Genomic DNA, 18,088 nt, shown 5'->3' with positions numbered 1-18,088 from the left:
TCGGAAGATTGCAAGTAGATTATTGCGTGCCGTATGAGGGAGGCAGGAAAAGGAACATGAATGGAATGACCGATGTCGCCGAAACGGGGGACACTTCCAGCCGTCGCAGGCTGCCCCCTTCCGAACGCCGCCAGCAGATCGTTGAAGGTGCCGTCGCCTTCTTCGCCGAGGTCGGCCTTGACGGCAACACACGCGATCTCGCCAAGCGTATCGGCGTCACGCAATCGCTGCTTTTCAACTATTTCGCCACCAAGGACGACCTCATAGAGGCGGTCTACGAAAAGGTGTACCTCGGGCGTCTTTCTCCCGACTGGCCGGAGCGGCTGACCGACCGGGAAGTGCCGCTGCGTCGTCGCCTGCTCGATTTCTACACCGAATACAGCACACTCATCTTCCAGTACGAGTGGATGCGGATTTTCATGTTTTCCGGCCTTTATGGCGCAGAACTCAACCGACGCTATCTCAAACATCTGGGTGACGTCATCCTGCTGCCGCTCCTGGGCGAGATCGAGCACGAGGCCAGTTCCGGCGTCACACCGGTCATGGAAGATATCTGGAACCTGCACGGCGGCATCGTCTACATCGGCATCCGACAGCACATCTACCGAACCCCCTGCCCGGACGATCCGTCCGAGGCCATATCAAGAGCGATCGACCGTTTCCTGCTGTCGTTCGGAATCAGTCCCTGCCCTTGAGCTGGTGCTGAAGAGGTTGTCCGCTGTTCAAGCGGCTCATTCTCATTCACCGCACCCGGAGAGACACACGCGCGGCAAGGCTCCAAATCTGTTCCAAGCGCAGCTGGACAGTCGGAAACGCGATTTCGGTAACTTCGTGGAGAACAGAGATAACGTCGTTCCGGCTATTCCTCAGGTTTTTCAAGGACCGCATAGCGTCCACAAGCTCCCAGGCAGCTACACACATTCCGGGAACCTCAATCTTGCAGTGAGGTAAATCCAGCAAACAGCCCGTCAGATCAACATCCGCCGAGGCTCTTTCAAAAGACCCGCGTAATAGCTCAGGAAGCGCGCGGCGTCGGCGCCGTTGATGACCCTGTGGTCGTAGCTGAGATCGAGGGGTACCATCTGGACGGGTTGGAAAGCCTCCCCGTCCCAGACGGGGGTCACTTCGGTGCGAGTGATACCGAGAATAGCGACTTCGGGTGGGTTGACGATAGGTGTGAAGGCGGTGCCGCCGATCCCGCCGAGGTTGGTGATGGTCATGGACGCACCGCCCATTTCATCAGGGCGCACCTTGCGCTCTTGTGCTCTGGAGGCAAGGTCGGCGATTTCCGCCGCGATTTGCCAGAGGCCTTTCCGGTCAACGTCCCGGATCACCGGCACCATCAGGCCGTGGGCGGTGTCGACCGCGATGCCAAGGTGCACGTAGTTCTTCAGGAACAGCGTCTTGCCGTCCGAGCTGAGAGAAGCGTTGAACTTCGGGAATTCCCGCAGGGCCTTCGACAAGGCCTTGGCATGGAAGGCCAGTGCCGTCAGCTTCACGCCGCGTTCGCCAGCTTCCGTCCGCAATTCCTTGCGCAGGGCTTCAATGGCGGTCATCTCCGCGCGGTCATGATGCGTGACGGCGGGAATGAGCCGCTGGGCCGCGGCCATGTTCTGCGCGGCAACCTGCGCGAACCTTGAAACCGGTTCTTCCGTTATGGGGCCAGAAAGCGCGTGGTCGACGTCCCAGTACCCGCGGTCTCCTGTTTCAACTGGAGAAGCTGAGACCGAAGGCGGCATCCCAGTATCGCCTTCGCCTTCCACATCCTCGCGGGCGATGGACGTGCGTCCGATGTCGCGCGCGAGTTTCTCTATGTCTATGCCCTTCTGCCGGGCCAGCGCCCTGACCGAAGGCGGTGCGATCACGTCGGACATCTCCACCTCCTACCAGCTTGCCGAAATATACTGGGTTTCCATGAACTCCAGCATGCCTTCATGGCCGCCTTCACGGCCGAGACCGGACTGCTTGGTGCCGCCGAAGGGAGCCGCCGGATCAGAAACGAGGCCGCGGTTGAAGCCGACCATGCCGTAGTCCAGCTTCTCGCAGACCTGCAGGCCGCGTTTCATGTCCTTCGTGAAGACATAGGCAACCAGACCGTATTCCGTGTCGTTGGCCCTGCGGATCACGTCGTCCTGATCGGTGAAGGTCTGGAGGGCGGCGACGGGCCCGAAGATTTCGTCGTGCACGCAGTCGGCCGTCTCGGGCACACCCGACAGAACCGTGGGCGGATAGTAAAAGCCCTTCCCGCCCGGCAGGTCGCCACCGACTTCGATCTTCGCCCCCTTCTCAACGGCATCACGAACGAAATCCGCAACCTTGTCGCGGGTTTCCGCATTGACCAGCGGACCGACATCCACGTCCGGGTCAGATCCGTCCCCGACTTTCAGTTTTTTCATGGCTTCGACAAGTCGGCGGGTAAAGTCGTCGGCAACGGCTTCGTGTACATAGATCCGATTGGCCGCCGTGCAGGCTTCACCGAGATTACGCATCTTGGCCAGCATCGTGCCCTGCACCGCCTCATCAAGGTCGGCATCGTCAAAGACGATCAGCGGCGCGTTGCCACCAAGTTCCATCGCCGGTTTGAGGACCTGATCAGCCGCAGAATGCAGCAGCTTTCGGCCAACCGCCGTGGAACCGGTGAAGGAGACGACGCGCACGCGCGGGTCGTGCAGCATGTGATCGACAAGCGCGCCGGTGCGCTTGGAAGGCAGCACATTGACAAGGCCAGCCGGAACGCCGGCTTCTTCCAGGAGGGGCATGAGCGCCAGCATGGTCAGCGGTGTTTCGGAAGCCGGTTTGATGATCACCCCGCAGCCGGCGGCCAGAGCCGGAGCGACTTTGCGGGTGCCCATGGCCGCCGGATAGTTCCAGGGCGTGACCAGAACCGCAAGTCCAGCAGGCTTGTGCTGCACGATGATGCGCGCGCCAGAGGCAGGCGCATGGGTGATGAGGCCGTCGGCGCGTACGGCTTCTTCGGCAAACCAGCGGAAGAATTCGGCGGCATAAGTCGCCTCGCCCATGGCGTCACTGCGCGCCTTGCCGTTTTCCAGCGTGATCATGCGGGCAAAGTCTTCCAGCCGCGCCGTCATCAATTCCCACGCCTTGCGCAGCACTTCAGAACGTTCGCGCGGCGTTTTGGCGGCCCATTTTGCCATCGCGGCTTCCGCTGCATTCAGCGCGGCATCCGCGTCCTTGATGTCTGCGGAGGCAACGGAGGCAAGCACCTCTTCGGTTGCCGGGTTCAGAACGTCGAACCTTTCGCCGCTCGCTCCCGCGCACCAGGTGCCGTTAATGTAGAGATCGGTATGGTCCATAATGGTCCCCATCGGTTCAAAGCAGGTGGCGGAGCGGTTGCTCCATCCGACCCGCGAAATTGGAAAGCAGGTCAATCGCCTGAGGCGTGGTCACTCGGTCACCGGTCCATTCCAGCACCAGAGCGAGATCCTCCCCCTGGCGCAGGATGCTGATGACAGGGCATTTGCCTGCATCAAGCTGAAGCGCCGAGATGCGGCTTGCTCTCAGGTCACGCACCAGCAGATCCACTTCTTGATCATCGTCCGCCGGTTTGACCTGACCAAGCCATAGCGAAGCAGCGGAGTAGGCTTGCGACTGCCACATATTCTCAACGCGGACTTTGGCGGGAAAGTTCCCGAAACTGGCAGCCGCAAATCCGGCTAGCAGAGCTGCCTGATCGGCTTGCCCGCCGTTGTCCTTCGCCCAGGCCACGAAGTCTGCAAATCCGGTACCCGATACCTCTGCCCTGAGTTCGAAGCGCTGCGCCGTGGCACTTGCCGCTGCTGTTTCCACGTGCAGGGTCTTGAGGGTCTCCAGATCCTTGACGTGAAACGGCTGGGGATGGCCGGCATCGGCCAGACGCTGCAGGTCCAGCCCTTGTTCCTGCGCAAGCCGCCGTGCCTTGGGGGACGCAAGAACTCTCCCGGCCACCCCGGGCGCTGTCTTGGCCGCCACTCGTTTTTCAGGAGAAGGTGCAGGCGTGTTAACAGGTTCCGTCTTTTCCTGCTGCTCCGGCGCTGTTTCACCGGCTGCAGAGGTTCGTGCTCCAGCCGCCTTGCGCGACACTGCCTTGTCCGGTTTTTGCGCCGAAATCACCGCGATCGCCTGACCGACAGGCACTTCCTCTCCCGCTTCCGCCAGAAGCGCGGCCACGAAACCGTCGCGGCCGGCATTCACCTCAACCGTGCTCTTGTCCGTTTCCACTTCGAAGAGAATGTCGTCAGCCGCAACGGCTTCTCCGGGCTGTTTGCTCCAGGCAACCAAAAGGCCCGTGTCCTGAGCCATGCCGAGTGTCGGCATGATCACCTGATGTCCGTCTGGAAGCTCATCCTCCCCGGCCTCCACGCCGCTCGGTGCGGGTTCTGCCGTATCGACGGTCTTCTCCGGTGAAGGCGCATTGCCTGCCTCTACAGCCCCTTCCGGGGTTTCAGAGATCATCGCGATCACCTGTCCAACCGGAACATCGCTGCCTGCTTCCACGGAGACGTCGGTCAGATAGCCTTCCTTCTGCGCCTCCACTTCCATGGCGGCCTTGTCGGTTTCCACCTCGAAAAGCACATCGCCAGCGGCGACCGCCTCTCCCGGTTTCTTGTGCCAGGCCAGCAACTGGCCGCTGTCCTGGGCCATGCCGAGCGCGGGCATGATCACCTCATGCGGCATGGACCAGCTCCCCGCGGCAGATCTTGCGCGCGTTGTCGGCAACTCCTGCAGCATTCGGCACGGTGATGTCTTCAAGGGCAGGCGAAAATGGCACCGGCACGTCCATGGCGCCCATGCGGATGACCGGCGCGTCGAGGTGGTAGAAAGCTTTCTCGCTGATGCGTGCGGCAATTTCCGCCGTCACGCCGTAGCTCTGGTGGCCTTCGTCGATGACGATGGCGCGCGACGTCTTGCGGACGGACTTCAGGATCGTTTCCTCATCCAGCGGCACGATCGTGCGCGGGTCGATGATCTCCGCGCTGATGCCCTCGCGAGACAACGTTTCCGCTGCTTCCTCAGCCACCTGCACCATGGAGGAGGTCGCCACCAGCGTGACGTCCCGACCCTCGCGCTTGATGTGCGCCTGACCGAAGGGGATCAGGTATTCTTCCTCCGGCACCGGGGCCTTGTCGTTGTACATCAGCTTGTCTTCGAAGATGACCACCGGATTGTTGTCCCGGATTGCGGTCTTCATCAGGCCCTTTGCCTCGTAAGCAGAAGACGGCATGGCGACCTTCAGTCCCGGTATGTGGGCGACAAGCGCCTGCAGGGATTGGCTGTGCTGAGCGGCGGAGCGCCGGGTCGCGCCCATGTTGGTGCGCAGGACCAGCGGCACGTTCAGCTTGCCGCCTGACATATAGTGGGTCTTGGCGGCCTGATTGCAGAGCTGATCCATGACCAGATAGAGAAAATCACCGAACATCAGGTCGACGATCGGCCTCAGTCCGGTCATCGCCGCACCAACGGCAATGCCCATGAAGCCGGGTTCGGATATCGGCGTGTCGATTATCCTGTCTGTTCCGAACTCCTCCACCAGGCCGGACAGCACCTTGAACGGCGTTCCGGCCTCGGCAACGTCTTCGCCCAGGAGAATGATCGACGGATCCCGGCGCATTTCTTCCGCGATGGCCTCGTTGACGGCCCTGGACAGGGTGATTTCACGTGTCATGGCGTCCCCCCTCAGGCGGCCGTGCCGGCGTAGACATGCATGTCCACTTCCCGCACATCCGGATATTTCGCGTCGAGCGCATATTTGACGGCAGCTTCGGCATCGGCGGCGATTTCATTGTCGATGGCCACCAGTTCGTCGGCGGTCATGATCTTCTGGTCGATCAGCCACTTGCCGAAGTTGGTGATCGGGTCGCGCGCAGACTTCCACTCCGTCTCTTCATTCTTGGTGCGGTAGTAGTCGCGATTGATGTCGCCGACGTGGTGGCCGTGATAGCGATAGGTGTCGAGTTCGATGAAGAACGGGCCTTCGCCCTTTCGGCAGCGGGCGGCGAGCTCTCCCGCCAGCTTGTTCACGGCCAGTACATCCTGTCCATCGACCTTGAAACTCTCGATACCGAAGGCTTCGGCCCGGGCGGTCAGCGAACCCGCCGCGATTTCCTCGGTCCTGGTGTATTCGCTGTAGCCGTTGTTCTCGCAGGCATAGATGACAGGGAGCTTCCAGAGCGCGGCCATGTTCATGACCTCGTACCAGAGCCCCTGTGCCGTCGCGCCATCTCCGAAGAAACACACGGTGACGTGCCCGGTGCCCAGACGCTTGGCGGTGAGTGCCGATCCGGTGGCAATGCCCATGGAGCCGCCGACAATGGCGTTGGCACCCAGATTGCCGTTGGCCTGGTCGGCGATATGCATCGACCCGCCCTTGCCCCGGCAATAGCCCTCTTCCTTGCCCAGAAGCTCGCAGAACATTTCCTTGAAATGCGCGCCCTTGGCGACACAGTGACCGTGCCCCCTGTGCGTCGACGTTATCTTGTCTTCGGGCGTCAGCGCTTCGCAGATGCCGACGGCCACGGCTTCCTGACCGGAATACATGTGGGTCAGGCCCGGCATCTTAGCCGACAGGTAAAGCTGGTTGGCGTTGTCCTCGAAGGCACGGATGCGCACCATCTGCGTGTACATGCGCAGATACTCTTCCGTGTTGTGTTTCTTTTTCTTCGCAGCGCTCATCTTGTTGTCCCTTGACTGGGCCCAGCCGCCGCGCGGCCGGGCACGATGGGCAGGTCAGTACCGGTTGGCGATCGGAAGTTCTTCAGCCGGGAACAGGCTGATCACCTCAACGCCCGTGTCCGTCACCACGACTTCCTCCTCGATCCGGGCGGCGGAATAGCCATCGGCGGCCGGGCAGTAGGTTTCCAGCGCGAACACCATGCCCGTCTTGATTTCCATCGGATGGTCGAGCGAGACCGCACGCGAGATGATCGGCCGCTCGTGCAGGGCCAGACCCAGGCCGTGGCCGAATTGCAGACCGAAGGCTGTCTCCTCGTTGGGGAAGCCGAACTCCTCCGCCTTGGGCCAGACTTCCGCCACCTTGTCAGTGGAGACGCCGGGTTTGATCATGGCGATGGAGGCATCGATCCATTCGCGCGCCTTGACGTAGGCATCACGCTGCGCCGGAGTTGCCCGGCCAATGTTGAAGGTGCGGTAGTAGCAGGTCCGATAGCCCTGGTAGGACTGCAGGATGTCGAAGAACGCCTGATCGCCCGGACGGAAATAGCGATCGGTGAAATTGTGCGGATGCGGATTGCAGCGCTCGCCGGAAATGGCGTTGATCGCCTCGACATCATCTGATCCCATCTCGTAGAGCATCTTGTTGGACAGGGCGACAATGTCGTTCTCGCGCACGCCCGGCTTCAGTTCCTCGTAGATCATGTGATAGACGCCATCGACCATGGAAGCCGCCTGCGTCAGAAGCTGGATCTCGTCCCAGTTCTTGATCTCGCGCGCCGCCAGCATGATCTGCTGTCCGTCCACCACGTTAAGTCCCTCTGCCTGCAGCGCATGGAACATGGCGGTTTCGGCATAATCGACACCGACGGGCATGTCCGCCATGCCGGCGTCCCGGATCAACCCGGCAATTTCGCGGGCATATTTGCGCATCAGGCCGAATTCCGGCGGAATGGTGCCGCGCATGCCGACCACACCTGCCCGGCAATGATCCGGCACCAGCCAGTCGGAGAACTTCTTGTGGTGGACGGCGGCTGAACCGAAGTCCCACACGTATGGGGCATCATCGCCCGTCAGCAGGCAGAAGCGGCACATCTTGTCCCGCTCCCATTCGCCGATCTTGGTGGCCGAGACGTAGCGGATGTTGTTGACGTCAAACAGCAGCAGCGTACCGGCGGGAGAGGCCTTCAGCGCCTCCCGTGTTCTGGCAAGGCGATACCGGCGCAGCCGATCATGGTCGATACGGCGTTCGAAATCGACGGATGTGTGCCCCCAGGCAGGCAAACGCCCCTCCCAGCGCCAATGCGGTTCGAGATCCTGTGGCGTCAGGAGGTTGGGTAACAGTGCGCGAGACATGGCTCTCTCCTTCGGATGCACCTGCGCACATCCGTCATGTGAAAAAGAATATTGTTTTTCAGAGTGTTACTGGATGCACCAGCCGCCATCGATGTGGATCATCTGGCCGGTCATGTAATCGCTGTCGGGGCTGGCGAGAAACGACGCGGTGCCCTTGATGTCATCCGGATAGGACACACGCTTGATCACCAGTTCGTTGTTGGCGATGTCTTCGTAGGCCTGTCCGGCCCGTTCCTTGAACCCGATTTCGACAAGATCCTTGTCGAGCTGTTCCCAAAGTGGTGTCACCACCACGCCAGGGGCATAGCCGTTGACGGTGATGTTGTGTTCGCCGAGCGCAACGGCCCCGCAATGGGTCAGAGCCAGGCAGCCATATTTGGACGTGCAATAGACGGTCACATCCACCAGCGGCTTGCGCGAAGCGATGGAGCCGACATTGATCAGCTTGTAGGGAAAATCCTGTGGCCCTTGCGCAATCATCTGCCGGGCGGTTTCCTGCATGCCCAGCCACATCGCCTTGGTGTTGACGCCCATGATGAGATCCCAGTTGTCCTCATCGATATCCATGAAGAAACGGGGCTTGTTGAGGCCGGCGTTGAAGAGGCCCACATTGATGCTGCCGAAGGCTTCGACAGTTGCCGCTACCGCCGCGGCGTTGTCCTCGCGGCGGGTCACGTCCATCTTGACCGCAACCGCCTTGCCGTTACCGGCCGCATTAATGCGATCCGCGACGGCCTGGGCTTCGTCGAGGTCCAGATCACCAAGACAGACGTTGGCGCCCTGAGCTGCAAAATGCTCGGCGTTGGTTGCGCCCATGCCGCGTGCGGCACCGGTAATCAGAACGTTTTTTCCCTTGAGCCGATTGGGGTCCATGAATTCCTCCCATTAAAGTTTTCCAGCCTCCCGCAGAAGTCGGTCGGCACGATCTTGAGCCATCTGCAACGCGGCTTTTGGCGTCTTCACGCCACGCAACATGTCGTGGCATTCCTCCCCGCAGATGCGGATGATGTCGTTGATTTCCGGGATCGGCGGTCGTGGCCAGAACTGCAACTCGTCCCGCCAGGACATGGCGTCCACCGCTTCAAAGATCGGAGACAGGCGCCGGACTTCCGGGTCCGCGCCAACCGAATAGCGCGGATTAGTGCGGCTGCCGTGTTCGACGTAGAGCTTTTGCGCTTCGGGCGACGTAAAGACGATCAGCGCTTCGGCTGCCGCCTCCAGCCGTTCCGGCGCGATATTGGCCGGAATGCCGAGCAGATAGCCGCCGACTGGGGCGATATTCTGCGCATTCGGGCCGGAAGGATGCGGCAGAAAACCAACCTTGCCGTGAGCCGCACAGGCCGGATTCTGTTCGAAGTATGGAGCGAGCAAAGTATAGCCGTAGGCCATCGCCACACGTCCGCTGGCGAACGGACGGACGCGCTCGTACCAGGACATCGACAGGATATCTGGCGGCGAATATTGCAACAGCGCCATCAGGTATTCGGCAGCATCGAGTGCACGTTCGGAATAGATGACAGGCGGGTAGCCGCCGTCTGCCAGTCGTGAGGCGTCATAACCACCAGCCTGTTTGGGCAAATCCAGAATAGGCTGACCGAAGTCCGCACAAGTCATCATGAATGTATGGCCAAGCGCTGTCCCGCGTGCCGCGTTCCAGGCAATTCCGTATCTGCCCTGAACCGGGTCGTTGAGCCGGGCGGCGGCCTTGAGCAGCGCGTCCGTCGTGAGGGGCGGTTCAAGCCCTGCTTCCGCCAGCAGATCCTTCCGGTAAAACAGCAGTTCCGGCGTGGTCTGCGAAGGCACACCGTATGGCTTGCCTCCCCAGTGAGCTGCCTGCCAGCCGGCGGTGTGAAAATCGCTCGGCTGAAGCCGCTCGACATCCAGCACTTCGTCCAGCGGCAGGAGATACCCGTTCTCGGCAAACTCCCCAAGCCACGGCAGGTCCAGGGCAATCAGGTCATAGCGACTTGTCGCCCTGTGGGCGTTCTTGACCGCTTCTTCGTGAAGCCGGTCGATGGAAAATGCCCGCTGCTGAATGGAACACCCGACCACCTGCTCGAACTGGCGTTTCAGACCATGCATCACCATGAAGGTGGGATCACCATGGACCAGGACACGAAGATCGCCGGACAGTTTCAAGGGTTCAAGCAGGACCTGGGGCGGCTGGATTGTCTGGGCTTCCAGATAGGACCCGCCAAAATAATAGTCCTGTGTGCCGGAGCGCAGATCGGCAGACCCGAACGATTGTGCCGCCATCCTGCGGACCCGGCTGCTGAACTGGGTCCATGCCTCCAGCATGTCGGCGCTCGGATGGAGGGAGTAGCTTCTGCCGGAAGACGTCCTCGGCCTTTGCTCGATCAGGCCGTTGTCGATCATCTCGCGCATGCGGCGGCTGGCTGTCGCGTAGGGAACGCCCGACGCGCCAATGAGCGAGGTCGGGGTCACCGCCTTCGCTTCCAGATGCCTTTTCACCAGATAGGTCGACATTTTGACATAGGGGTTCGGAGCAGATATCTCCAACAGACCATCCATCTCTTCTTCAAAGTTCTCCAGAAAGCTGAGAACCTGGAGGATTTCCGTCTTGGCCTGTTGCGTCAGATAAGTCTTTTCGCGAACCAACTCTCCCTCTTGCTGGTTCATCGCTCGGCTCCAGTTTTCCGGACGGGATGAACCACTGCTGCGTTTCCTCGTTTTGGATATTTTTTGGATCGACATTGAATGTCCTCCTAAGCGTGAGCGACGTGGCCGATTAGAAAAACGGCCAAAAAATCCATTTTGGATATAAGAACATCCATTTTGGATATTTTCGAGGGGGCGTCGTTCTGCCGAGGCGTGCAGGCTTTTGAGTGACGCTCACGGTGGGCGCATATCCGTGTCAGGAGGAGGCACGGTTCAGAATTCAGACCATTCGAAATGGTCTCTCAGGGAGGAAATGAAACGATGAACACTTTCCGTTCGCTGCTTGTCGCCACGACGGCCGTCGCAGGCCTGACCTTGTCTGGTGCAGCCGGTGCAGAAACGATGAAGATCGGCATCACGCAGAACAACGTCGGCGTCGACAGCTACCAGACCACCTATGAAAAGGCCTTCATCGCGGCAGCCGACGCCAATGCGGATGTCGAGACTGTCGTCCTGGACGCCGGCGGCGACGTCGCGCGGCAAATCGCCCAGATGGAAGACCTGATCCAGCAGGAAGTGGACGCGATCATCATCTGGCCGACGAACGGTGAAGCCGTCATCCCGGCCGTCCGCAAGGCCTTCAAGGCCGACATTCCGGTGATTGTGACCAACTCGAACATCGCCGAACAGGGCTTCGAGTTCGTGAAGTCCTTCTCCGGTCCGGACAACATCACCCAGGGCTCCCGTTCCGCCGAGATCATGTGCGACAAATTCAAGGCCATGGGCATCGAGAACGAAGCCCAGATCGTTCAGATTTCCGGCCAGCCGGGCTACACGACGGCGATCGAACGCGCCAAGGGCTTCGAAGACCGCCTGCCGGAAGTCTGCCCGAATGTGACCCTGGTGGAGACCCAGCCGGGCGACTGGAACCGCGAAAAGTCCCAGAAGGTCATGGAAGCGTTCCTGGTCAAGTATGACGACATCGACGGCGTTTACGCCGGAGACGACAACATGGGTGTCGGCGCGCTGAATGCCGCCAAGGCCGCTGGACGTGAGGGCATCATCTTCGTCGGCGCGACCAATTTCTCCGTCGGTTACGAGGCGATGGAGCGCGGCGAATACTGGGGTTCGATCTACCAGTCGCCCGTTGACGATGCCGAAGCTGCCCTGCAGACGGCAATCGATATCCTGTCCGGCAAGGATGTTCCGTTCCTGAATTACTTCGACACACCGAAGATCACCCAGGACAACATGGCCGAATTCGACAAGCCTGTCTTCTGAGCCTGAAGGTCAAGCCCGACTGGGGCGCGAGCCAAGCCTTGCGCCCCATTTTTTCCCAATACATTGACCGGGAGGAAACCATGGGCCGAGTGTCCGGGCGTTCCTGTATCGTCACCGGCGCTGCCCGAGGGATCGGACGTGCCATTGGCGAAGCCCTTATCAACGAGGGAGCGGATGTCTGTTTTGCGGACATCAACGGCGAACAGGCAAGTGCCGTTGCCGAAGCCAACCGCGACCGTGCTGCCGAAACGGGCGCCGGGGTGACATGGGCCCAGGTCGATGTGACCGATCGTGACCAGGTTCGTGCCATGATCGCAAAAACCGTCGCGGCTTTCGGCAAGCTGGACGTCAAGTTCAACAATGCCGGCGTCAACAAGCCCATGAACTTTCTCGATGTCACTGAGGACAACTGGAACTTCATCATGGGAGTGAACGGCCTTGGGTGCCTGATCGGCATGCAGGAGGCCGCCCGCCAGATGATTGGCCAGGGCAGCGGCGGCAAGATCATCAACACCGCGTCGATCGCCAGTCGACAGGGGTTCGACAATGTCGCGCCCTATTGCGCCTCGAAATGGGCCGTGGTCTCGCTGACGCAATCCGGCGCAAGAGACCTTGCCAGACACAACATCACCGTCACAGGCTTCGCGCCGGGTGTCGTGGCTACCGAAATGTGGGAACAGGTGGACCGGGATCTTCTGGATATCGGCGCTGCCGAACGGCCCGGACAGGCGATGGAGGAATTCTCCTCCGAGATCCTGCGCGGCCGGGTGGCGACACCGTCCGACATCACGGGAACGACCACGTTCCTGGCGTCACCAGAAAGCGATTACATGACCGGTCAGGTGGTGATGATCGATGGTGGCATGACGCTCGTTTGAAACTTTACAACAGGATGAGGGAGGGTCTGTTGTCCGACATATCAAGCAAGGCTGCCAGCCGTCCCGGCAGTTCCAAGGAAAAATCCATGAAGCCCTTCAGTCTGTCGGGCGTTGGGGGATTTCTGGCGAAACAGGGCATTCTGATCGCCTTCGCCGTCTTCATGATCGGCTTCACGATCGCCAACCAGCGCTTTCTCGACCCAGACAACATCATGGGCGTTGTCCGCTCCTCTGCAATCCTGGGCGTGATGGCCCTCGGCGTCACCTTTGTCGTCATCAGCGGCAATCTCGACCTGTCCGTCGGGTCGATGATGTCGTTTGCCACCATCGTCGTCCTCGATCTGCACGACAAGCTGGGGCCTTTGCTCGCCATCCCGTCCATGTACGCCATGGTACTGTGCCTGGGCGCCTTCATCGGCTTCCTCGTCGGATATCTGAAGCTGAATTCCCTGATCGTGACCCTTGGCATGTTGTCGGCGATCCACGGACTGACCCTCACCTATTCCGGCGGCAAGAACATGGATATTGCCGACAAGGAAGGCACCTGGTTCAGCGTGTTCGGCCAGTCGACCGTCCTCGGCATCCCGGTACCGATCCTGCTGTTTGCCCTTGTCGCCTCTGTTCTGGGGATCGTCCTTGCCAAGACACCGTTCGGTCGCAAGGTTTACGCGGTTGGAGGCAACGGCACCGCGGCAACCTTCTCGGGCATTCGCAGAGCTCGTGTCGTCTTCACCTGCTACCTCATGTCCGCTTTCTGCGTCGGTACTGCCGGTCTCATCCAGGCCAGCCGGTCACTGGGAAGCCAGAACACGGTTGGTCAGGGGCTTGAGCTTGAAGTTCTGGCTGCAGTCATCCTCGGCGGAGCGTCGCTGATGGGCGGCTCCGGCACGATCTTCAAGACCGTTATCGGTGTTCTGATCCTCGGCTTTATCCAGAACGGCCTCTTGCTCGTCGGACTGCAGTTCTACGTCCAGTATGTGGTGACCTGGATCATCATCATTCTTGCCGTGTGGCTGGATATTGCCGCCAAACGCGGCAAGCTCTGGTCGCCGATCGCGTGAGGGAGGGATTGATGGAACCGGGAACCTTGAGCACTTTTCTGAAACGCGGCGCGATCTGGGGCTTCATTCTCGTCGAGCTGGTCTTCTTCTCGGTCGCGGGCGAATTCCTGTCGCTCAGTGACAAGGCCTTCATGGACGTGGACAACATGCTGCTTTTGTTCAAGCAGTCAGCCCCCATCGGGATCATCGCCATCGGCATGACGATCATCATGATCAATGGCAATATCGACCTCAGCGTCGGAGCGACCTTTGCCCTGAGCGCCGTCGTCCTGCTCGACAGCATGACCTGGCCGGTTTTCGCCGGCCTCGGCGACGGCGTCATTCCCATTGCCTGGGGACTGGCGTTGCTGACCGGGATCGTTCTGGGCGCTCTGAACGGGCTGATCGTCTGGAAGACCGGTGTCGATGCCTTCATCGTCACGCTCGGTTCCATGCTCGGCTATCGCGGCCTTGTGTTCATGTACAATGGCGAACAGCCCACATCTCATCTCAACTGGACGCTGGTTGATTTCGCTGAAGCCCATTTCCTGGGACTGCACACCGCCACCTGGTTCCTGATCGTCGTGACCGCCGTGATCTGGTTCGTGATGAACCGCACGATCCACGGACGCAACGCCTATGCCATCGGCGACAACAGGTCTGCGGCCATCAATGCGGGTATTCGCGTCGGGCCGCACATGATGATCAACTTCATGATCATCGGCTTTCTCGCCTCCCTGTCTGCCGTGGTGTTCTATTCGGAATCCGGCTCGGTCAATCCCAACGACGGCGAACTCTATGAACTGTGGGTCATCACCGCCGTGGTTCTGGGTGGCACCAAACTTACCGGAGGTGCGGGGTCCGTGCTTTCGACGCTCGGCGGCGTTCTGGCCATCCAGCTTCTGCGAAAGGGGCTTGGACACATCGGCGCCGACACGGAAACAGTCAATCTGGTGATCGGCCTGATCCTGATTGCCGTCCTGTTCCTCGACCGCCAATTGAACCTGAAAGGCAAACAGGAGCTGAGAATATGACCGGCACCACCCCAGCCTTGCGCCTGGAAGGCATCGTCAAGACCTTCCCCGGCGTGCGCGCGCTCGACGGTGTGTCCTTTTCCGTCCTGCCCGGTGAAGTGCATGCCCTGATGGGCGAAAACGGCGCCGGAAAATCGACCCTCATGAAAGTGCTTGGCGGCATCTATCAGCCTGATGAAGGCAAGATCATCGTCAGCGAGCAACCGGTTGTCATGACGTCGCCGCTACAGGCGAAAAGCAAGGGCATCGTCTTCATCCATCAGGAGCTGAGCCTCGCCGAGGAACTGACAGTTGCCGAAAACATCTATCTCGGCGAACTGCCGCGAAAGAGCTTCGGCCGGGTCGACTGGCAAAAGCTGCATGAACAGACCAACCGCATTCTGGAGATGCTCAAAGTCGGCTTCGACGCCCGCACGCGTGTCGGCGATCTCTCCATCGCCAACCAGCAGATGGTGGAAATCGCACGTGCCCTGACGGTGGAAGCCAAGGCGGTCATCTTTGATGAGCCAACCGCCTCGCTGACCGATGCGGAAAAGGTGGTTCTGTTCGATGTCATCGACAACCTGAAAGCCGAAGGCGTCGGCATCATCTACATCTCGCACCGGATGGAAGAGATCTTCAGGATCACCGACCGCATCAGCGTGCTGCGGGACGGACAGTATCGCGGCACACTGAACACCGCCGAAACCAGCGAGGACGAGATCACGCAGCTGATGATCGGCCGCAAGCTCGACCTGTCACGCAACGCCGTCCATCACGAACTGGGTGATGTGGCGCTGGAGGTGCGAGGGCTCTCCTGTGGTTCGCTTTTCCGTGACATCAGCTTCGAAGTGCGCAAGGGCGAGGTTGTCGGCTTTTATGGCCTGGTCGGGGCCGGCCGCACGGAAATCGCCGAAACGCTGTTCGGTCTCAGAGAACCCAGCAGCGGCGCTATTTTCCTGAACGGAGAAGAAACTGCCATTCACTCACCGGCCGATGCCATTGCCAAGGGTATCTCGCTGGTGCCTGAGGACCGCAAGACGCAGGGCCTCGTTCTGGGCATGAACTGCCGGGACAACATGACCCTGCCTCAAGTAGACGACTTGAAAGCCGGCCCATTCGTCGCCGAAGGCGCGGAGATCGCGATTTTCGACCAGTACCGGGACCGGCTCGACATTCGCACGCCCGGCTGGAAGCAGCTTGCCGGCAACCTATCCGGCGGTAACCAGCAGAAGATCGTGATCGGCAAATGGCTTTCGATGCACCCGAGCGTTCTGATCGTCGATGAACCGACACGCGGCATCGATGTCGGCAGCAAGTCCGAGATCCACAACCTCATCCGTGAACTGGCAAGCCAGGGCTATGCGGTCATCGTCATCAGTTCGGAAATGCCGGAAGTCCTGCATGTAAGTGACCGGATCGTCGCCATGTACAGCGGCGAGATCATCCGGACGTTCACCTCCGAGGAAGTCACCGAAGACAATCTCATCCAGGCCATTTCCGGCATTCGGCCGGACAAGGCCGCCTGATGCGGGTCGGATTTGCGGGGCTTGGCCGGATGGGCGTGCGCATGGCTGCCAATCTGGCTGCTGCCGGTCTGAATGTGAGCGTCTGGAACCGGACAGCTGGACCTGCACAGGCCTTCGCCGCCGCCCACAACGCCTTTTCGGCAGCCAACCCAAAAGACCTGGCGGAGCGGTCGGATGTGGTGATCACCATGCTCGCCGACGATGCTGCTGCGGAGGCAGTCTATCTCGGGCCGGATGGCTTGCTCGAAGCGTCAGGGGGCAGTCGGGTTCTGGCCGAAATGGGTACCATTTCCGTACCCATGGCAGAACGTGTGGCGCTATCGGCACGGGGGAAGGGCCGACGCTTCGTCGATGCGCCGGTTTCCGGAGCCACACAAGCGGCGGCGGATGCCAAGCTGCTCATCATGGCAGGAGCAGAAGCAACTGATGTGCCTGATCTGGGCCGCCTCTTCGAGGTTCTTGGCCGGAAAACCGTCTGGCTTGGCAAACCCGGCGCTGGCGCTGCCATGAAACTCGGCGTCAACATGCTCATTCATGGCCTCAACCAGACATTGTCAGAAGCCCTTACCCTGACCACGGCAGCCGGCATCCCAAAAGAACAAGCCTATGAGGTCGTGGAAAATTCGGCGGCTGCCGCTCCGGTTCTTGCCTATCGCAAGGGGCTTTATCTGGATGAGACTGCGCACGACGTCAGCTTCACGGTCGCACTTGCCCGCAAGGATGTCGGGCTGGCGCTGGAACTTGCATCCACTTGCGGTGTGATCATGCCGCAGGCGGAACTCAATCATGCGGTTTTGAAGGCCGCCGGATCAGCCGGATATGACGACCGCGACATGGCTTCCATTCTTTCTTTCGTGAACAAGGGTCTGAAATGAAGGCAGTTCTGTTTGTCGGTGGCTGGGAAGGCCACACACCAACCCATTTCAGCGACTGGTATGAGGCCTTGCTTCGCGACAATGGTTTCAGCGTTACCGTCTACGATACGATGGAACCGCTGGAACGCCCGGAGGACCTTGCCGATGTCGACCTGATCACGCCTATCTGGTCCTCGGCCCGGTCGGGTCACCAGCAGGAATTCGGCAACATGACCAAACCGCAGGAGGACGGGCTGCTGAAGCTCGTCGCCAACGGCTGCGGCATTGCCGGGTGGCACGGACATATGGGAGATGCCTTCCGCGACCGGCCGACCTACCACTTCCTGATTGGAGGTCAATTCGTCGCCCATCCTCCCGGTTGGCCGGACAACCTGCAGCCCAGGGAGGACTACATCGACTACGACGTGACGATCTGCAAACCGGACGATCCGATCGTCAAGGGCATCAGGAGTTTCCGCCTCAGGTCCGAGCAATACTACATGCTGGTCGATCCCTCCAACGACGTGCTGGCCACCACGACCTTCTCAGGCGACCATCTGTGGTGGATCGAGGGCACCGTCATTCCCGTTGTCTGGAAACGGCGTTGGGACAAGGGCCGAGTGTTCTACTGCTCCATCGGACACGAACTGGATGACCTGAAGGTTCCCCAGGTGACGGAAATCATCCGTCGCGGTGCACTCTGGGCAGCAGAAGGCAAATCCGCTTAGTGACCCGCAAAGAACGCACCCTTCAAGAACCGTCAGCTTTGCAATAGGATATTCAAACTTTCACGATCGTCTGGCGCACCTGTGACTGCGCTGATCTGCGCGAATGCAGTTAATACACTGCAGG

At 60.2% G+C, this 18,088-nt stretch carries 16 protein-coding genes; 8 read left to right on the top strand and 8 right to left on the bottom strand.

The genetic code is table 11. The annotated features are described in order from the left end of the window. Window positions 1-56 precede the first annotated feature (56 nt). Window positions 57-695: a TetR/AcrR family transcriptional regulator gene (locus Q666_RS63705; RefSeq protein ID WP_023001704.1), complete on the top strand. Its 639-nt coding sequence runs from the start codon at window positions 57-59 to the stop codon at window positions 693-695. Between the two features lie 273 nt (window positions 696-968). Here Q666_RS63705 and Q666_RS63695 read toward each other — a convergent pair whose 3' ends face one another. The 8 genes from Q666_RS63695 to Q666_RS63660 all read right to left on the bottom strand — a co-directional run bounded on the left by Q666_RS63695 (window position 969) and on the right by Q666_RS63660 (window position 10,662). Further along, window positions 969-1,874: a 2-oxo acid dehydrogenase subunit E2 gene (locus Q666_RS63695; protein ID WP_023001706.1), complete on the bottom strand. Its 906-nt coding sequence runs from the start codon at window positions 1,872-1,874 to the stop codon at window positions 969-971. Between the two features lie 9 nt (window positions 1,875-1,883). Further along, on the bottom strand, window positions 1,884-3,314 hold the full coding sequence (locus Q666_RS63690) for an NAD-dependent succinate-semialdehyde dehydrogenase (protein WP_023001707.1): 1,431 nt from the start codon (window positions 3,312-3,314) through the stop codon (window positions 1,884-1,886). 16 nt (window positions 3,315-3,330) lie between these two features. Further along, entirely contained in the window at window positions 3,331-4,674 is a 1,344-nt protein-coding gene (locus tag Q666_RS63685; protein ID WP_023001708.1) for a biotin/lipoyl-containing protein, read from the bottom strand. Then, window positions 4,664-5,662, bottom strand: coding sequence for an alpha-ketoacid dehydrogenase subunit beta (locus Q666_RS63680; protein WP_023001709.1), 999 nt, complete (start codon window positions 5,660-5,662; stop codon window positions 4,664-4,666). The genes Q666_RS63685 and Q666_RS63680 overlap by 11 nt, the downstream gene beginning before the upstream one ends. Window positions 5,663-5,673: 11 nt before the next feature. Continuing rightward, the gene (locus Q666_RS63675) at window positions 5,674-6,669 is read right to left on the bottom strand and encodes a thiamine pyrophosphate-dependent dehydrogenase E1 component subunit alpha (RefSeq protein ID WP_023001710.1); all 996 of its coding nucleotides are present in this window, start codon (window positions 6,667-6,669) and stop codon (window positions 5,674-5,676) included. 54 nt (window positions 6,670-6,723) lie between these two features. Next, on the bottom strand, window positions 6,724-8,022 hold the full coding sequence (locus Q666_RS63670) for a Xaa-Pro peptidase family protein (RefSeq protein ID WP_006933717.1): 1,299 nt from the start codon (window positions 8,020-8,022) through the stop codon (window positions 6,724-6,726). A gap of 66 nt (window positions 8,023-8,088) precedes the next feature. Then, window positions 8,089-8,895: an SDR family oxidoreductase gene (locus Q666_RS63665; RefSeq protein WP_023001712.1), complete on the bottom strand. Its 807-nt coding sequence runs from the start codon at window positions 8,893-8,895 to the stop codon at window positions 8,089-8,091. Window positions 8,896-8,907: 12 nt separating this feature from the next. Then, window positions 8,908-10,662 (bottom strand): extracellular solute-binding protein, encoded by a 1,755-nt coding sequence (locus Q666_RS63660; protein WP_023001713.1) that lies wholly within the window; start codon window positions 10,660-10,662, stop codon window positions 8,908-8,910. Between the two features lie 300 nt (window positions 10,663-10,962). On the opposite strand from Q666_RS63660, the gene Q666_RS63655 reads away from it, so the two are divergent. From Q666_RS63655 to Q666_RS63625, 7 genes are all read left to right on the top strand, one after another. Next, window positions 10,963-11,922: a sugar ABC transporter substrate-binding protein gene (locus Q666_RS63655; protein WP_031269629.1), complete on the top strand. Its 960-nt coding sequence runs from the start codon at window positions 10,963-10,965 to the stop codon at window positions 11,920-11,922. A gap of 80 nt (window positions 11,923-12,002) precedes the next feature. Next, window positions 12,003-12,800 (top strand): SDR family oxidoreductase, encoded by a 798-nt coding sequence (locus Q666_RS63650; protein ID WP_023001715.1) that lies wholly within the window; start codon window positions 12,003-12,005, stop codon window positions 12,798-12,800. A 29-nt stretch (window positions 12,801-12,829) separates the two neighbouring features. Beyond that, complete coding sequence (locus tag Q666_RS63645) at window positions 12,830-13,861, top strand: ABC transporter permease (RefSeq protein ID WP_228869438.1); 1,032 nt, start codon at window positions 12,830-12,832, stop codon at window positions 13,859-13,861. Window positions 13,862-13,872: 11 nt separating this feature from the next. Continuing rightward, window positions 13,873-14,874 (top strand): ABC transporter permease, encoded by a 1,002-nt coding sequence (locus Q666_RS63640; RefSeq protein WP_023001717.1) that lies wholly within the window; start codon window positions 13,873-13,875, stop codon window positions 14,872-14,874. Next, window positions 14,871-16,382 carry a sugar ABC transporter ATP-binding protein gene (locus tag Q666_RS63635; protein WP_023001718.1) on the top strand — a complete coding sequence of 504 codons (1,512 nt, stop codon included), beginning with the start codon at window positions 14,871-14,873 and terminating at the stop codon, window positions 16,380-16,382. Before Q666_RS63640 ends, Q666_RS63635 begins: the two co-directional genes overlap by 4 nt. Continuing rightward, on the top strand, window positions 16,382-17,257 hold the full coding sequence (locus Q666_RS63630) for an NAD(P)-dependent oxidoreductase (RefSeq protein WP_023001719.1): 876 nt from the start codon (window positions 16,382-16,384) through the stop codon (window positions 17,255-17,257). Before Q666_RS63635 ends, Q666_RS63630 begins: the two co-directional genes overlap by 1 nt. Continuing rightward, window positions 17,254-17,964 carry a ThuA domain-containing protein gene (locus Q666_RS63625; RefSeq protein ID WP_023001720.1) on the top strand — a complete coding sequence of 237 codons (711 nt, stop codon included), beginning with the start codon at window positions 17,254-17,256 and terminating at the stop codon, window positions 17,962-17,964. The genes Q666_RS63630 and Q666_RS63625 overlap by 4 nt, the downstream gene beginning before the upstream one ends. Window positions 17,965-18,088: the final 124 nt, after the last annotated feature.

It is taken from the genome of Labrenzia sp. C1B70, from assembly GCF_000475395.1.
GTDB classification, from domain to species: domain Bacteria; phylum Pseudomonadota; class Alphaproteobacteria; order Rhizobiales; family Stappiaceae; genus Roseibium; species Roseibium algicola.
Note: the sequence above shows the minus strand (reverse complement) of the source record. Positions and strands in the feature narration are given on the sequence as shown.

Coding starts and splice junctions, on each gene's coding strand:
- Q666_RS63680 (WP_023001709.1), bottom strand. CDS start 5,662: ATGACACGTGAAATCACCCTGTCCAGGGCCGTCAACGAGGCCATCGCG.
- Q666_RS63625 (WP_023001720.1), top strand. CDS start 17,254: ATGAAGGCAGTTCTGTTTGTCGGTGGCTGGGAAGGCCACACACCAACC.
- Q666_RS63705 (WP_023001704.1), top strand. CDS start 57: ATGAATGGAATGACCGATGTCGCCGAAACGGGGGACACTTCCAGCCGT.
- Q666_RS63655 (WP_031269629.1), top strand. CDS start 10,963: ATGAACACTTTCCGTTCGCTGCTTGTCGCCACGACGGCCGTCGCAGGC.
- Q666_RS63630 (WP_023001719.1), top strand. CDS start 16,382: ATGCGGGTCGGATTTGCGGGGCTTGGCCGGATGGGCGTGCGCATGGCT.
- Q666_RS63695 (WP_023001706.1), bottom strand. CDS start 1,874: ATGTCCGACGTGATCGCACCGCCTTCGGTCAGGGCGCTGGCCCGGCAG.
- Q666_RS63670 (WP_006933717.1), bottom strand. CDS start 8,022: ATGTCTCGCGCACTGTTACCCAACCTCCTGACGCCACAGGATCTCGAA.
- Q666_RS63675 (WP_023001710.1), bottom strand. CDS start 6,669: ATGAGCGCTGCGAAGAAAAAGAAACACAACACGGAAGAGTATCTGCGC.
- Q666_RS63660 (WP_023001713.1), bottom strand. CDS start 10,662: ATGAACCAGCAAGAGGGAGAGTTGGTTCGCGAAAAGACTTATCTGACG.
- Q666_RS63685 (WP_023001708.1), bottom strand. CDS start 4,674: ATGCCGCATGAGGTGATCATGCCCGCGCTCGGCATGGCCCAGGACAGC.
- Q666_RS63635 (WP_023001718.1), top strand. CDS start 14,871: ATGACCGGCACCACCCCAGCCTTGCGCCTGGAAGGCATCGTCAAGACC.
- Q666_RS63690 (WP_023001707.1), bottom strand. CDS start 3,314: ATGGACCATACCGATCTCTACATTAACGGCACCTGGTGCGCGGGAGCG.
- Q666_RS63650 (WP_023001715.1), top strand. CDS start 12,003: ATGGGCCGAGTGTCCGGGCGTTCCTGTATCGTCACCGGCGCTGCCCGA.
- Q666_RS63665 (WP_023001712.1), bottom strand. CDS start 8,895: ATGGACCCCAATCGGCTCAAGGGAAAAAACGTTCTGATTACCGGTGCC.
- Q666_RS63640 (WP_023001717.1), top strand. CDS start 13,873: ATGGAACCGGGAACCTTGAGCACTTTTCTGAAACGCGGCGCGATCTGG.